General features: G+C 41.5%; 15 protein-coding genes. 7 read left to right on the forward strand and 8 right to left on the reverse strand.

The genetic code is table 11. From position 1 onward, the window contains the following. Nucleotides 1-69: 69 nt before the first annotated feature. Nucleotides 70-2520 carry a M14 family metallopeptidase gene (locus FGG15_RS00090; protein ID WP_138831945.1) on the reverse strand — a complete coding sequence of 817 codons (2451 nt, stop codon included), beginning with the start codon at nt 2518-2520 and terminating at the stop codon, nt 70-72. 146 nt (nt 2521-2666) lie between these two features. On the opposite strand from FGG15_RS00090, the gene bshC reads away from it, so the two are divergent. Next, nucleotides 2667-4268, forward strand: coding sequence for a bacillithiol biosynthesis cysteine-adding enzyme BshC (gene bshC, locus FGG15_RS00095; protein WP_138831947.1), 1602 nt, complete (start codon nt 2667-2669; stop codon nt 4266-4268). A 287-nt stretch (nt 4269-4555) separates the two neighbouring features. On the opposite strand, the gene pgmB is transcribed toward bshC, so the two are convergent. After that, nucleotides 4556-5215 carry a beta-phosphoglucomutase gene (gene pgmB, locus FGG15_RS00100; protein WP_138831949.1) on the reverse strand — a complete coding sequence of 220 codons (660 nt, stop codon included), beginning with the start codon at nt 5213-5215 and terminating at the stop codon, nt 4556-4558. Between the two features lie 234 nt (nt 5216-5449). On the opposite strand from pgmB, the gene guaA reads away from it, so the two are divergent. From guaA to FGG15_RS00120, 4 genes are read left to right on the forward strand one after another with little or no spacing between them, the layout of a single operon-like run. Further along, complete coding sequence (gene guaA, locus FGG15_RS00105) at nt 5450-6982, forward strand: glutamine-hydrolyzing GMP synthase (RefSeq protein WP_138831951.1); 1533 nt, start codon at nt 5450-5452, stop codon at nt 6980-6982. Next, entirely contained in the window at nt 6979-9123 is a 2145-nt protein-coding gene (locus FGG15_RS00110; protein ID WP_138831953.1) for a LysM peptidoglycan-binding domain-containing protein, read from the forward strand. The genes guaA and FGG15_RS00110 overlap by 4 nt, the downstream gene beginning before the upstream one ends. Further along, entirely contained in the window at nt 9101-9505 is a 405-nt protein-coding gene (locus FGG15_RS00115; RefSeq protein WP_138831956.1) for an OsmC family protein, read from the forward strand. The genes FGG15_RS00110 and FGG15_RS00115 overlap by 23 nt, the downstream gene beginning before the upstream one ends. After that, nucleotides 9493-10023 carry a DUF922 domain-containing protein gene (locus FGG15_RS00120; RefSeq protein ID WP_138831958.1) on the forward strand — a complete coding sequence of 177 codons (531 nt, stop codon included), beginning with the start codon at nt 9493-9495 and terminating at the stop codon, nt 10021-10023. Before FGG15_RS00115 ends, FGG15_RS00120 begins: the two co-directional genes overlap by 13 nt. Nucleotides 10024-10035: 12 nt before the next feature. Here the strand turns inward: FGG15_RS00120 and FGG15_RS00125 are convergent, their stop codons facing one another. The 6 genes from FGG15_RS00125 to FGG15_RS00150 form a co-directional block, all read right to left on the reverse strand. Next, on the reverse strand, nt 10036-10512 hold the full coding sequence (locus FGG15_RS00125; RefSeq protein WP_138831960.1) for a nuclear transport factor 2 family protein: 477 nt from the start codon (nt 10510-10512) through the stop codon (nt 10036-10038). A 3-nt stretch (nt 10513-10515) separates the two neighbouring features. Continuing rightward, nucleotides 10516-10857, reverse strand: a complete 342-nt coding sequence (locus tag FGG15_RS00130; RefSeq protein ID WP_138831962.1) for an avidin-fold protein — start codon at nt 10855-10857, stop codon at nt 10516-10518. Between the two features lie 186 nt (nt 10858-11043). Beyond that, complete coding sequence (locus FGG15_RS00135) at nt 11044-11454, reverse strand: MarR family winged helix-turn-helix transcriptional regulator (RefSeq protein ID WP_161991886.1); 411 nt, start codon at nt 11452-11454, stop codon at nt 11044-11046. 59 nt (nt 11455-11513) lie between these two features. After that, nucleotides 11514-12332 carry a cyclase family protein gene (locus FGG15_RS00140; RefSeq protein ID WP_237561705.1) on the reverse strand — a complete coding sequence of 273 codons (819 nt, stop codon included), beginning with the start codon at nt 12330-12332 and terminating at the stop codon, nt 11514-11516. Between the two features lie 26 nt (nt 12333-12358). Further along, nucleotides 12359-12853, reverse strand: coding sequence for a 3-keto-disaccharide hydrolase (locus FGG15_RS00145; RefSeq protein WP_237561706.1), 495 nt, complete (start codon nt 12851-12853; stop codon nt 12359-12361). Nucleotides 12854-12958: 105 nt separating this feature from the next. Then, nucleotides 12959-13822 carry a hydroxypyruvate isomerase family protein gene (locus tag FGG15_RS00150; protein ID WP_138831968.1) on the reverse strand — a complete coding sequence of 288 codons (864 nt, stop codon included), beginning with the start codon at nt 13820-13822 and terminating at the stop codon, nt 12959-12961. A gap of 44 nt (nt 13823-13866) precedes the next feature. On the opposite strand from FGG15_RS00150, the gene FGG15_RS00155 reads away from it, so the two are divergent. Together FGG15_RS00155 and FGG15_RS00160 are read left to right on the forward strand one after the other, a co-directional pair. After that, the gene (locus tag FGG15_RS00155; RefSeq protein WP_138831970.1) at nt 13867-14103 is read left to right on the forward strand and encodes a DUF3820 family protein; all 237 of its coding nucleotides are present in this window, start codon (nt 13867-13869) and stop codon (nt 14101-14103) included. A 55-nt stretch (nt 14104-14158) separates the two neighbouring features. After that, nucleotides 14159-15793 (forward strand): CTP synthase, encoded by a 1635-nt coding sequence (locus tag FGG15_RS00160; RefSeq protein WP_138831972.1) that lies wholly within the window; start codon nt 14159-14161, stop codon nt 15791-15793. The last annotated feature ends 63 nt before the right edge of the window (nt 15794-15856 follow it).

The raw sequence follows: 15856 nt of genomic DNA on the forward strand, positions 1-15856 counted from the left end.
AATTTTTAGAATGCGAAGATGGGGTTGGAAACCTGTCCCAACCCTTTAATTTTTGCAATAGCCCTAAACTTAATCCACCATAAACAAGGCGTTTGCAAAGAACAGTTTTCCATTCTCCCAAAACCCGCGGAACAATGGATTGTCCACCATATAGACCACCGAACCTTCACCACGGTTCTCAACCCCAAAAATTAGAGAGTTGGCCACCTTTTTGAGCGCTTCGCTGCCTGCAAAACCAGACACTTGCTTGGGACTCTCACCTTCCAAATAGGCAGCGTTGCCATATTTTAAGTAGTCATATCCTGCACTCCCAAGTTTTAGGGTAAAGTAATCTGTGCCGTAGCCATAAGCCAGTGGATGCGAATTATCCACACGTGCCTTGAAGATGGCCCCTGTAATGACATTTTTGATTTGCTCACGTTGCGCATTCTTATGCGGTTTAGGTTTATTTTTTGTTGAATCTTTGGCAGCTTCTTTTTTCTTGATGCCAAAACCTTTTTCACCATCAATACCATCAATGGCCCCACCCATGGCTATAAGCTTACCTCCAGCCGACACCCAATCCTTGAGTTTGGTCAACTGGGCCTCACTAAAATGATTTCCGTAGCCTCCGCTGGGAAGTATCAGAATATTGTAGTCCTTTAAATCTACCTGATCGGCATATTCGCTATCAATAACCGTAATGGGATACTTCAACTGCTGCTCAAAGAAATGCCAGATTTCTCCAAATCGAAGGGTAGAAGTTGGTCCTCCGGACAAAACCGCAATCTTGGGCTTGGAAATCATTTGTACATAGGACGAACCAAAATCCTTTCCGGAATCGACATAACCGGTACTGGAGGCCGTCAATTCTTGATTGAATTCCTTACTGATCTTTGTCAACTGGCCAATAAAGTCAGCATTATTTTGATTGTCGCCTTTGGTGATGATCAAACTCCCTCTGGCGAAGGATTTACCTTCAATAGAAAAGGGATGGTCAGCTTTTCGTACACGGATACGGGCCTTAAGCAAAGCAGCCAAGAATTTGGCATCTTTCATACTGTTCCAATTGGAGATATAGGCGTAGCTGTTGGAATCCAAAGTACCGAAGTTAACCGCTGGATTTTGCGCTTGACTTGAGACCAAGGAAGTGGATGCAATGCCATCCAAGCCATAGGCATAAGGCAAGGACCAGGCTGTAATGTCATAGGTAAGGGAATCACTCAGTTTTGCGTTCGGCTCAAATAACACCTTTACCAAAGTACCTTTGGACTGGTTGGTTGAGACCACCAAACTATTTTGCGAAACAGCCATGCTTCCGTTGCCGCCTGTTTGGTAGTTATAGCCCTTTACCGATGAAATTGTTGGACTTCCGAATTTGATTTTATGCTTGGAAAGCAGTTGCTTCAATGCTTCAATTTTATCGGAATCGCCATTCAATACATAACTTTTGTATTTGAAGTTTTTGTTTTGGTAGAACTTCTTGAATTCTTGATTTAATCGTTCCGCATTTTGGTGGGAAACTTCAATGGTGGAAAGACCCGTAGTATGGTGGTGGGCAATTCGGTCTTTAAGGGTAAGGGTATCGCCAATACTAGTGATCACACCAAGTCCACCGCGTCCACTTCCACCTTGCTCATAGGTCATTCCAATAGCGCCATTGTAGGTTGGGTAGGTATCCCCATAGCTTGGATAGAAGAGGTCAAAAATTTCTTTGGTAAAATAGAACCAACCGTTGGCGTCAAAGTATTTAGCATGATTTTTTCCCAACGTAACTTGAAAATCGCGTTGGAAATCCGTAATCACTTCGTGGTAGGGTTCTGCGGCTGGGGCAAAATAATAGGGATTGTCCACGCCTTGCTCATGAAAGTCAACATGCACATGTGGAAGCCACTCGTTGTACACCTTAATTCTTTGTTGACTTTCTACCTGGGTCAACCACGCCCAGTCACGGTTGAGGTCAAACATATAGTGGTTGCTTCGTCCACTCCACCAACCTTCGTTGTGTTCCTTGCTGTTTGGATCTAACTGATGGGGCGTATTTTTATACTGATTGTACCAATTGCTATAACGGTCCCTTCCATCTGGATTGATACAGGGGTCCATGATTACGACAGTGTTATCCAAATAGGAACGTTTGCTGGTAAGGAGCTCGTAAATGGTCTGCATGGAGGCCTCCGTACTTACACTTTCATTTCCGTGAACATTATAGCTCAACCACACAATAGCTGTTGAGCTGTTACCAGTACCTTCTGTATCTTTTAAATGCTCTTGCCTAATAATTTCCAGATTGGCCATATTAGTGGCAGTGGATACATAGACCAGCAGCAGAGGGCGTCTTTCATTGGTTTGCCCATAGGTGGTCAACTTGACCATCTCTGGAGCCTGCTTTGCTAGGTATTGGTAGTAGTCCACCACTTCGTGGTGACGGGTGAATTCCGTTCCCAATTCATATCCCAGAAACTCAGAGGGGGATTTTAAATTTTGTGCGCTAAGGAAACAGCTTGTAAGGGCCAAAAGAGAAAATAAAAATCTTGTCATACGTGCGGGTGTTAGTAGAAATCAAATCTAACAATAAATTAGAGAATCACCATTTTTAAAACAATATTGGACCTTATCTAATTAACTTATTTTTAGGATGAGAAAAAAAGAAGAGAAGTATCTTTAGCACTTCATTTTGAACTTTGATGGACGTAGCGTGTATACCTTTTAAGGAAACTGGTTATTTTTCTAGACTTATTTGTGATTATTTGGATCAAAAGGAAGACCTAAAACCTTTTTACAACAGATTCCCCCAAATAGAAAATTTTCAAGACCAGATAAAGGAAAAAGAGGCTAACTTTCCTTCCCGCCGTAGAGCCATTTTGGTGGATGCCGTCGAGGAACAGTATAAGGGACTACAGGTTTCAGAACTTACGCAAGAGAACATTTCCCTATTAGGTGATACAAAAACCTTTACCGTGGTAACTGGGCACCAGCTGAATCTGTATACAGGTCCACTTTACTTTTTGTACAAAATTGTATCCACGATCAACCTTACCAAAAAACTTAAGGAGACCTTTCCGGATTACAATTTTGTTCCCATATATTGGATGGCCACGGAAGATCATGATTTTGATGAGATCAACTACTTCAATTTCAAAGGTCAAAAAGTGCAGTGGAACAAGGAGGCTTCAGGAGCGGTTGGCGCGTTGAATACTGAAGGGTTGGAGGCAGTGTTCCAAACTTTTTCCGCCGGTCTTGGAAATTCAACGAGTGCCGAGCATCTTAAAAACTTGTTTCAGGCAGCTTATTTGGAGCACAATACGCTTACCGAAGCCACTAGATTTTTGGCCAATGCATTGTTTGGGGAATTCGGTTTGGTTATTGTGGACGGAGATGATTCCAACCTCAAAAAGGAGCTGGTGCCGTATGCCAAACAGGACATCTTTGAGAATATCCCGTTTGATTTGGTTACAACTTCAATCAATGGACTCTCTAAAGTATCAACGGATTATAAGATTCAAGTAAACCCGCGGGAGATTAATTATTTCTATCACAAAGATGGAATTCGTGAGCGGATTGTTGGCAAGGATGGAAATTTTGAGGTGTCCAATACGGATATCAAATTCACAAAGCAAGAGCTTGAAAAGGAACTGGAGCAATTTCCAGAGCGCTTTTCACCCAATGTGATAGGGCGTCCTTTGTATCAAGAGATTGTGTTGCCAAATCTGTGTTACATAGGAGGAGGAGGAGAACTGGCTTATTGGTTGGAACTCAAAGCGTATTTTAACGCTTTGGAGGTAACCTTTCCCATGTTATTACTTCGTAATTCGGCCCTAATTATGACCGAAAAACAAAACGGAAAAGTGGAGAAGTTGGGATTGAAGATTCCTGATCTCTTTTTAAAACAGAACAGTTTCATCAACAAGAAAATTAGGGAAATTTCCAATATCGATATTGATTTTGCTCCGCAGAAGAAACATCTAGAGGAACAATTTGAGGCCATGTACAAATTGGCCGAAGAAACCGATAAAAGTTTTATTGGTGCTGTAAAAGCACAAGAAGTGAAGCAGAAAAAAGGTTTGGATGCCCTTGAAAAAAGATTGCTTCAGGCGCAAAAACGAAAACTCCGAGATCATGTTATCCGCATGACGGATATCCAAAATGCACTTTTTCCAAACCGGTCCTTGCAAGAAAGGCAACTTAACTTTTCCGAGGTATATTTGGAAATTGGGGAGCGCCTAATTCCCAATCTTATGGAGTCTTTAGACCCGCTGGCAGGAAAATTCTTGATTCTAAAGGATTAATTTTATCTATTTTAACCATTTGTTTTTCAGTTTATTACAACTGTAAATGGCTTTTTTTAGATGTTTTTTTCAAAAAAAATCAAAAATAAAGTAGGGTATTTTACCACCTAGTTGTTTTACTAGTGAAAATTGCTATGAAATTTTTTTAACAAAATGAGTTGGTAAACTCATATGTTTAGGTTGGTTTTGATTTTATTTTAAAGCCCCGGAGTGGTTCCTGGGGCTTTTTTATTTTCTGCAGTATACTCTGAAAGCTGGTATTTCTAACGACAGCGATCTCAGATAGCCTAGAACAAATCCTTAAAATGGGACTTGATTTCGAAAAGAGTGGCCTCGGCCATGGAATCAAATCTTAAGTCAGCATGGCCAACCCTTTCCTTGGGGCCAATACCAACGCTATAAAAACCACCGGCCTTGGCGGCATCAATTCCACTTTCGGCATCTTCAAAAACTATACATTCATCCGGCTGAAGCTTCATTTTCTCAGAACCATATAGGAAGATGTCGGGTTCAGGCTTACTTTTTGATACACTATTTCCATCCCCGATCACATCAAAATACATATTGGCATTGAGCTGTTGCAATACCTTGATGGCATTCTTGCTTGCGCTACCCAATGCCACGTTAAAGCCTTCGGTTCTTAAATGAGTCAATAACTCCTTGGCTCCGGGAAGATAGTCTTCGGATGTCATTTCATCCAAGCTAGATACATAAATATCATTTTTCTTTGTGGCCAGTTCAGCAAGGGTTTCCTCATCCAAAGAAGCTTGGTTATGGTCCAGAATCACTTTTATGGAGTCCATTCTTGAGATACCCCGTAGTTTATCGTTTATCTCGTAATCAAAGTCCCAGCCCATTTCATCGGCTAGGTTTTTCCAAGCCTTATAGTGAAGCTCTGCGGTGTCAGTGATAACCCCATCCAGGTCAAAGATGAATCCCTTAATCATAGTTTGGCGTGTTTAGGACAGCAAAGAAATGATGAAAAATGTAAAGAAAAAAACGAATTGACGTTATATTTAAGTGCGATATTTCGCAATAAAATAGAAGTTGAGGATACCCTTGAAGCTCGCTAAATCAACAAAAAATAAGGGCAAGCGCTATTAAATAACTCTTTTGAAAACTTATAAAAAATATCCCCGAAAAGATACTTTTCCAACTCCGGCAAATTGCTATTTTTGCCCATGCAAAACAACGTACTTATCCTAGACTTTGGCTCCCAGTACACCCAGTTGATTGCAAGAAGGGTCCGCGAGCTGAACATTTACTCAGAAATCAAACCTTTTAATAACCCACCTGAAGATTTATCGGAATATCAGGCCGTTATTCTTTCAGGGTCTCCCTATTCAGTTAGAAGTGAAGATGCCCCGCATCCGGATCTTACGGAAATCAAAGGAAAAATCCCATTGTTGGGTATTTGCTATGGAGCGCAATATCTATCCCATTTCAATGGCGGTAGTGTGGCTCCATCCGCAACTCGGGAATATGGACGCGCCAACTTATCCACAGTTAAAGATGAAGAAACCTTTCTGGATGGGTTGGAAGTAGGTAGTCAAGTATGGATGAGCCATAGCGATACTATTAAGGAACTGCCAACCGGTGCCGTTAGGTTGGCCAGCACACATGATGTGGAAAATGCGGCCTTTCGCATTGAAGGCGAACAAACTTATGGTATTCAATTTCACCCAGAGGTATATCATACCAAGGACGGAAAGCAGCTATTGGAGAATTTCCTGGTAAAGATTGCTGGTTTAGAACAGGATTGGACACCAGACGCCTTTATTGAGACCACAGTAGCTGAGCTTAAAGACAAAATAGGGGATGAGAAGGTGATTTTAGGGCTTTCCGGTGGAGTGGATTCCAGTGTGGCAGCCATGTTGTTGCACAAGGCCATTGGAAAACACCTGCACTGCATCTTTGTAAACAATGGTTTGCTACGGAAGAATGAGTTTGAAAGTGTTTTGGACCAATACCAACACATGGGACTCAATGTTAAAGGTGTTGATGCTTCGGCACGTTTTTTGGAAGCCTTGAAAGGGGAATCCGAACCAGAAAAGAAAAGAAAGATCATCGGAAGAGTCTTTATTGAAGTTTTTGATGATGAAGCCCATAAGGTGGAAAATGCAAAGTGGTTGGCTCAAGGAACGATCTATCCGGATCGGATAGAGTCGGTTTCGGCAAGTGGCGGACCATCGGCCACCATCAAAAGTCACCATAATGTAGGAGGCCTTCCGGACTATATGAAATTGAAAATTGTGGAGCCTTTGCATTTGTTGTTCAAGGATGAAGTCCGAAGAGTCGGCAGAAATTTAGGAATGGATCCTGCAATTTTGGGAAGACACCCGTTTCCAGGCCCAGGTCTGGGGATTCGGATTTTGGGTGACATTACCGCCGAAAAGGTGTCTATTTTACAGGAAGTTGATGCAATTTTTATCGATGGACTCAAAAAATGGGGACTTTATGATAAGGTTTGGCAGGCCGGAGCCATGCTTTTACCCGTAAATAGTGTAGGGGTTATGGGAGATGAACGCACTTATGAAAAATGTGTAACGCTCAGAGCAGTGGAAAGTACGGACGGAATGACGGCGGATTGGGTGAATTTACCTTACGAATTTTTACAAAAGACCTCTAATGATATAATAAATAAGGTGAAGGGCGTTAATAGAGTAGTGTATGACATTAGCTCCAAGCCTCCAGCAACTATAGAATGGGAATGAAAAAACATCTTGTATTATTGGGTTTTGTGGCATTTTTCTTGGCCACTGCGCAACTTTCTGCGCAAAAGTTTACAACACATGCCGTAAAGGAGGGAGAAACCTTGCAGAGCATTTCCCAAAAATACAGGGTTACGCCTTATACCATTATACAATCCAATAAGGAGATAAAAACTGCTGCTGATATTAAGGTCAATACCCTGTTGGTCATTCCTTTGGACGGTAGTGTCATGACCCCTGAAACTGAGCCGAAAGTGGAAAAGGTGGTGGAAGAGCGCAAACCTACAAGCTTTATTAGGCACAGGGTACGGAAGCGTGAAACCCTATTTGGACTTACCCAGCGCTATGAGATAACAGAGGAGCAGTTGAAAAGGCATAATCGACAGTTGTATGCAGAACCTTTGAAAAAAGGCATGATTTTGCAGATTCCTGTCTATCCCGAACTTACAGAAGAGGAGGAAAGAGCACTGGATTTTGAGACCTATACGGTACAACCCAAGGAGACCAGATGGAGTATTGCCCATAAATATGGTATCACTGTGGATAGTTTGCTTAAGCTCAACCCTGAGCTGGATAAGACTTCCGATTATTTGGCTATTGGACAGGAACTCAACCTGCCAAGGCCCAAGGGCGATAGCTTGGAACAGGAAATAGATCTTTTTACCTCTTTTACCGTACCCCCCAAACAGACGCTATATAGCTTAGGAAAGGAATATGGAATTCCATCGGACTCCATTGTAAAGCTTAATCCTGAAATCATGAAGCAAGGTGGATTGAAAGAAGGGATGATTTTACGCTTGCCTAAAAAGAAAAATAAATCTGGGGAAGTCAACACGGACAATTTTATTTTTTACGAAGTAAAACCCAAGCAAAACATTTTTAGGCTCACCCAAAACCTGAAAATCTCCAGGGACACCCTTTTTGCCTTGAATCCTACCTTGGAAAATGGGCTTAAAGCAGGAATGGTACTGAAGTTGCCGAAAGCAAGTTCAGAGGAATTGGTAGTTAAAAATGCCTTGATCATAGATAAAATCAATTTGGCGGACAGTGTTAATCTGGAAAACAGGCCCAAAGTGGTATTTATGTTGCCTTTCCGATTGGATCGTATTGACCTGAATGACCGTAAAAAGACTTCAAGTCAAATTAGTACCAGAAGGGATCTAAAGTTGAGTCTTGGATTTTATTCCGGAGCGTTGGTAGCCTTGGATTCCATTAAAAAAATGGGTGTTTCGGTGGAAGTGGATACCTATGATACCGAATTGAGCCAAGCTAAGGTAAAGGAGATTCTTTTCCGTGAAAGTATATGGGATGTGAACGCAATTATTGGTCCGGTATCAACCAAGGCCTTGGATGAAGTTGCTGTGCAGGCGGCAAGCAAGAACATTCCTGTAATTTCCCCAACTGCTTCCGATAGTGAATTGAGTCATGGGAATGTATATTACTCCGTACCCAAGGATGAGGTGCTAAGAAAAAAGATGTTGGATTACCTGGCCAAAGTACATACGGATCAAAATGTCGTGATCATTGCTGATTCGACCCATCAAGTTGCGTATGACTCCATTTTATCCAAATTTCCTGTAGCTCAGATAGCCAAGGTCATCGATAACAAATCACTGCATTTGGATGAGTTCCTGATTCAATTATCCGAGGAAAAGGAAAACTGGGTATTCTTGGAAACCGATCAGGCCAATATGGTTTCCAGTGTAAGTTCCATTTTGAACTCAGCCAACACCGAAGAGATTTCCGTACGCATGTTCACTACCAATTTTAACAGTGCCTTTGAAAATGATGCGGTTTCCGTTACCCATTTGTCCAACCTGAAATTTACTTACCCCAGTTTTTATAGGAAGGCAGCTAATGATTCCTTTACCAGGGCCTATAGACAGAAATATAGGGGATTGCAGCCCGACCGATATGCGGTGAGGGGCTTTGATGTCACTTTTGATCTTTTGTTGAAACTGGCCCATAAGAACAATCTATTCGAAACTTCCAAAATAGTCGGGTTGACCGAATACACCGGAAATAGTTTCAACTACTTCAATGAATACGCGTCAGGGTTCTACAATAGGGCGGCTTATCTGATGGAATACGATAGTTTACAAATCAAGGAAATACAACTGGATGACCTCAAAAGTAACTTATAAGGGCGAACTAAGAACCACTTGTCTGCATCTTAGATCAAACAATGAATTTGTAACTGATGCCCCAGTGGACAATAACGGTTTGGGGCAGGCTTTTTCACCTACAGATACCGTGGCAACAGGCTTGGCCAGTTGCATGCTGACCATGATGGGTATTAAAGCCCGTGATTTGGAGGTGGATTTGGCCGGTTCTACCGCAGAAGTGACTAAACATATGGAGGCTAACCCCAGACGTATCAGTAAGATTGAAGTGAAAATGGAATTTCCTGCAAATGTCTCTGAAAAACATCGGAAAATTCTTGAAAATACGGCAAACACCTGCCCAGTACACTACAGTTTGCACCCAGACATTGAAAAGATAATTGAATTTAATTGGGTAAAGTAAATACCATAATATGCTTGCTTCTTTTTGGTTTTTTGGGTTGGGGCCAGGAAATTGAGGAGGGAGTATTATGGGATGCCAACAAGCGCCTATCTTGGTCCGATTTTAAGGGGAAAGTACCTCCAGCAGCCGATCCAGCCGCAACCACCGCTAGCGGTATCAGTTATCGATATTCAGCAAATCTGATTCACCATGAAGTAAACTTGGATTTTGAGGTTAACGCTTATTTCTATCCTAATGAATCTTGGTACAAGCCAGAAGTTTGCGACGACCTTATCCTAAGTCATGAACAACTCCATTTTGATATTGCGGAGCTTTTCGCCAGAAAGATGCGCAACAAATTGCAGCGAACTTCCTTTTCGGACAATGTAAAACAAGAAATCCGGGATATTTACCAGGATATATTGCAAGAGCTTCAGGATTTCCAAGATCAATACGATTGGGAAACTGGATATTCCAGAAATGCGAAAAAACAATTGGAGTGGAATCGTAAAATTGCCCAAGCTCTAAGCGAGGAATAGCACCCAAACACTTCACTTGATTCTCCCATCGTGGAATCCTGCTCGTTTCCAATTTCCATTTTCGATTACCCATAGGTGTGTAACCCTATACTGATTTTCAATGGTGTCTTGGGAAATTCTGTTCGTAACCAACACCCTGCCAGTGACTATGGCAAAATCCGTGTAATGGACAAAGCCCAAATCGCCCATTTCGTAGTGCAGCACTTCCAATTCGCCATTTGCTATACGAGCGTTTCTTTTTTTGAGATAGCTCAACCAAATTGATTTGTGAATCGCTTGGGAAGTTCCGTTGGTGTGCACATAAGTATCAGTTATCATGGAATCCAGGGTTTTGATATCTCCATGCTGGAATGCGGTATTGAATTTTTGCAATGCGACCAGGAGTTTTTCTTTGGATGCTGCTGAGGTTTCTTCAGATTTTGGGTTTGGTGAACAGTGTAGGAATAAAGCAACGGATAATGTAAATAGTATGATTTTGAAGGAGTTCATGGTTTATAGTTGTTCAAATACATTGATACCTATTTCTCCCGGTCTGGATTTCCAATCAAAATGCTCTGTCAGACGGAGTTTGCCTTCGGCGGTGATTGAAAGTTGAGCTTTCGAACTCCCATTATCCAAAATACCATCCGTTTGAAGCTGGCAGTAGCTAAAGTTGAGAATTTCCTTTTTCAGTACCCCGATTAGAAACCCTTTGGCGATGTTTCCTCCAGAATATGAGGCTTGCACCTGAACATCTTGTTGCGAAAAGGAAAAGATGGTCTCATGGTTCACCACACCGTTTGCAGCGGTCTGTACCACGTTCATTTGAACATTATCCAAATCAAAAGAATTCATAGGAGACAGATTTGTGGATGATCCTGAAACACGCTGGGTCTACATAATCATCCATTAAAAGTATTCGTTTAAGGATTACTTTCAAAACCAATTCCTAATTCCTCGGCTAGTTGTTAAATTATACCTATCCGTTAATTGCCTACCAAACATATTTATAATGTATATACAACAAGAAAATTTACAATTTTACAGATTATTGATTTTGGATTCAAATTGTTGGAAGCTCTTAAGGTCATACCAACTGAGTACGGCATGGATTTCATCCATCGCCATTTCCCAAACCGGACTTAGTTGCTCCACTCGTGCTTTCCCTTTTTTGGTGAGATTTATTTTGGGTCGGTTAGCTGGGCCTGTTTTGCTTACATATCCAGAGTTCACCAATCTAACCAGGTTTCTACTGAGCGAGGACCTTTCCAACGTCAGAAGCTGTGCGATTTGGTTTTGCTCTATACTGCCAGTCTTATAAAGCGCCATCATAATGCTCAACTGATTTTCTGTAATATCAGCGTTTCCGAGATGTTTTCTATAGATGCCATCCAGTTTTCTGGATAAACTCCTGACACGGGAACCCAAACAAGATTCAAATGTATAGTTCATATTGTGTTGTATATACATCACAAATCTAGTGATTTGTAGAATACATTCAAAAAAAATCATTAAGGTAGTAGGGCAACAATCCTGAGGGGAGCCCCGCTACCACCTTGTATTTTCATAGGAAGGGCTACAATTTCAAAACCTTTAGGTGGTAGTTGATCTAAGTTGGTCAGATTTTCAAAGGCTGGGATGTTTTCTCCCAAAAGAATGACGTGACTTTTGAAATACTGGGATTGCCCATAATCTATGCTCGGTGTGTCAATTCCGATGGAACTGATATTTCGATTTTGGACAAGCCATTCTGCTGCTTCCGGGGAGAGTCCTGGAAAATGAAGCAGTTTAACGGCATGTTCACCGCGTTCATTTGTTCCTAAATATTCCACTTTGTTGGGGTAGTATTGGGAAAAACCAGTTTGCAACAGGACAATACTGCCATCTGGAATTGGAATTCCATGTTGGTGTTCCCAATCTTTTAAATCCTGCACTGTGATTAAATAGTCAGGATTGTTCAATGCCTTGGAAGAAACGTCAATCTTGATGGCATCTCCGATGAGTTTGTCCAATGGTATTTGATCTACGGTCTTGCCGCTTTCTGAAAAATGGATAGGAGCGTCAATATGGGTACCCCCGTGTTCGGCAGTGCTAAAATTATAAGCAGAATAGTAGTAGCCTTTTTCTGTTTGGCCTTCAAAAACGGTATCCATTTCAAATTCTCGAGCGGTAACCCAATAAACCGTTTCATCTGAGTAGGCATGGGAAAGATCAACAAGTACTTTTTTTCCAGGTTGCTGTTGTGCTTGCTCATCAGGTTCAGCTGTTGGTCTCTGATTACATGCTACCAAAACCCAAAGGATCATTAGATATGTCGAGACTTTTTTCATTTGGTACTTAGGGTTTCAGCTGTAAATCAATCCAAGGGTTCCACGATAACATTCCTAAATTTAATCTTTCCCTTTCCGGCAGCTTGAAGGCCAATAAATCCTTGATCTAAGCTATTGTCTTGGTGATCAGCAGTTAGGGTGTCATTGACCCAAACTTCTATGCGATCGTTTTCATTTTTTATTTTATAGGTATTCCATCTATTCAAAGTATTTACCTTGGCCAATGGAATTGCTTTTGTGGTCACAGAGCCGGTTCTAAAATCTTGATTGGGATGCAAATCCCAGATATTGATTTCATGACAATCTGCCGCGTCAATGTTGTGCTCCTTGCACCTCAGAAACACCCCTGAATTGATAGTGCTATCCGGATAGAATTCAAGTTTTAGTATAAAGTCTTTGTACATTTTATTGGTCATGACAAAGCCAGTTCCTTCCTCAATACTACCAACCAGTTCATTGTTGTTATGGGACCATGAAGCATCACCTTTTTGGAACCAGTCATTGGTATTTTCTTGGAACAAATGTTCTTTATTAGTACAAGAAATAATAAGAGCAGATACTAGTATTACTAAAAAGAAAGGTTGATTTCTCATTGATATAGAGGGTATTTGGTTACTTCTTCATTATTACACATCACACCGTAAAAAACCATCTTTAAGTGCTTCTATTTTATCATCCCAGGTTGGCAAAAATTCTTGAGCCACATAGCCGGTATATCCCGTATCCAAAATGGCCTTCATGATAGCCGGGTAGTACAATTCTTGGGAATCATCAATTTCATGTCTTCCCGGAACCCCAGCGGTATGGTAATGCCCAAAGTAGGGGTGATAATTCTGAATGCTCCTTATGATATCACCTTCCTGTATTTGCATATGGTAAATATCATAGAGCAATTTAAAATGGTCACTTCCCAAGTGCTTGCAAAGCTCTACGCCCCAAAGCGAACTATCGCACATGTAATCCGGATGGTTTACTTGGTTGAAAAGTTCCATTTGAATGATGACCCCATATTTTTCAGCCAAAGGAATTATCTGTGAAAGTCCATCCACGCAATTTTGTAAACCCACATAATCGTTCATGCCATTTCGGTTACCACTGAAACAAATAAGATTGGTGTAGCCGGCATCAGCCACTTTCGGAATCATTTCGGTATAATTCTTTATGAGTACCTCATGGTTTTTGGGGTCGTTCCAACCCTCTTCCAAACTAATTTCCGCACCGTTGCACATGGAACAATGGATATCATATTTTTTTAGGAGGTGCCAGTCTTTTGGACCTATAAGGTCGATGGCCTTGATGCCCAATCCATTCAAAGTTTTAAGAAAATCCTCAAGCGGGATATCGCCAAAACACCATTGGCAAACGCTGTGATTAATATTGTTTTTTAGTTTAAAGTCCTTGGTGGTTTCCATGTTTTGTGCGTTAACTTTGGTTGTTGCAATACCTGCAGCCCCTACGGCCGTGGTTGCAATGAAATTTCTTCTCTTCATGATGGATGGATTATTGAGGTTAAGATAGTACTTTAGGGATTGATATGGAAATTAGCCCGGACAAACAAAAGCTGCTGGAACTGGCTCACTACAAAATGCCATTTGGAAAGTATAAGGAACGATATTTAATCGATTTGCCTTTAGCTTATTTGGTATGGTTCAGGCAGAAAGGTTTCCCAAAAGGGAAGTTGGGGGAGTATCTCAGTACTACTTTGGATATCAGGGAAAATGGTTTGGAACCCATAATTCGGAAAATTCAAAAAGAATTTCCGGTCGATTGAGTTAGTTTTCTACTTGCAATTTGTACCTTTATACCCCGTAATAGAGTATCCAAATATGTCACAGACAAAGTACATTTTCGTTACGGGAGGGGTAACTTCATCCTTGGGAAAAGGAATCATTGCCGCATCTTTGGCCAAACTGCTACAGGCCAGAGGTTACCGAACCACCATCCAGAAGTTGGACCCCTATATCAATGTTGATCCCGGTACCTTGAACCCTTATGAACATGGGGAATGTTATGTGACCGATGATGGAGCAGAAACCGATTTGGATTTGGGCCATTACGAACGCTTTTTGAACGTAAGGACCTCACAGGCCAACAATGTGACCACAGGTAGAATTTACCAAAGCGTTATTGAAAAGGAACGCAAAGGAGAATTTTTGGGCAAAACTGTTCAGGTGGTTCCACATATCACCAATGAGATTAAGGAGCGAATCCAAATTTTGGGGAATAGCGGCGATTATGATATTGTGATAACGGAAATAGGAGGGACCGTTGGTGATATTGAGTCCCTTCCTTATATAGAAGCCGTAAGGCAGTTGCTTTGGGATTTAGGGGACAACAATGGAATCGTGGTCCATTTAACTTTGGTGCCCTTCCTGTCAGCAGCAGGGGAGTTAAAAACCAAACCAACCCAGCACTCAGTGAAGACTTTGATGGAAAGTGGAATCAAAGCTGATATTTTGGTGTGCCGTACTGAGCACCATATTTCTGATGATATTAAAAGGAAGTTGGCACTTTTCTGTAATGTGAAGCAAGAAGCAGTGATTCAATCCATAGATGCCTCTACCATTTATGACGTACCTATGTTGATGCGCGAAGAGGGATTGGACAAAGTGGCTCTTGAAAAATTGGCCTTGCCCAATGATGTGGAGCCGGAATTGGGACAATGGAAGCAGTTTCTACAAAAACACAAGAATCCCAAGCATCAGGTGACTATAGGACTGATAGGGAAATATGTGGAGTTGCAAGACTCCTATAAATCCATTTTGGAATCTTTTATCCATGCCGGGGCGGCCAATGAAGTAAAGGTGGTCGTTCGTTCTATACACTCAGAACATTTGTCCGCAAATGATGTGGATAAGAGATTGATGGGGCTCGATGGGATTTTGGTAGCACCAGGCTTTGGTGAAAGAGGAATTGAGGGTAAGATTAAAGCGGTTCAATACGCACGTGAAAATAGTATACCCTTTTTGGGAATCTGTTTGGGAATGCAAATGGCGGTTATAGAATTTGCTAGAAATGTTTTGGGGTATGACAAAGCCAACTCTACAGAGATGAACCCAGCTACACCAGATCCAGTGATCAACCTAATGGAGGAGCAGAAAAAGGTGACCAATATGGGTGGCACTATGCGTTTGGGTGCCTGGGATTGCGATTTGCAAGAAGGCAGCTTGGTACATGAAGTTTATGGAGAAACCGAAATAGCTGAACGGCACCGGCATCGATTTGAGTTCAACAACGATTACAAAAGTCAGTTGGATGAAGCAGGATTGAAGGCCACTGGTTATAACCCCAAAACGGGTTTGGTAGAGGTGATTGAAATTCCAGCACATCCATGGTTTATTGGAGTGCAATACCATCCGGAATACAAAAGCACCGTAGCCAATCCCCATCCTTTGTTTGTTGGATTTGTAAAGGCGGTTTTGGCGCAAAAGCAACAACAAACTAATGCCAGTTTGGCATAAACTGCGGTTTTGGACATATATTTGCGACCGGAAAAGCGCAGATAAAGATTTTCACTAAATAAC

It is taken from the genome of Flagellimonas algicola, assembly GCF_005937185.1.
GTDB lineage: Bacteria > Bacteroidota > Bacteroidia > Flavobacteriales > Flavobacteriaceae > Flagellimonas > Flagellimonas algicola.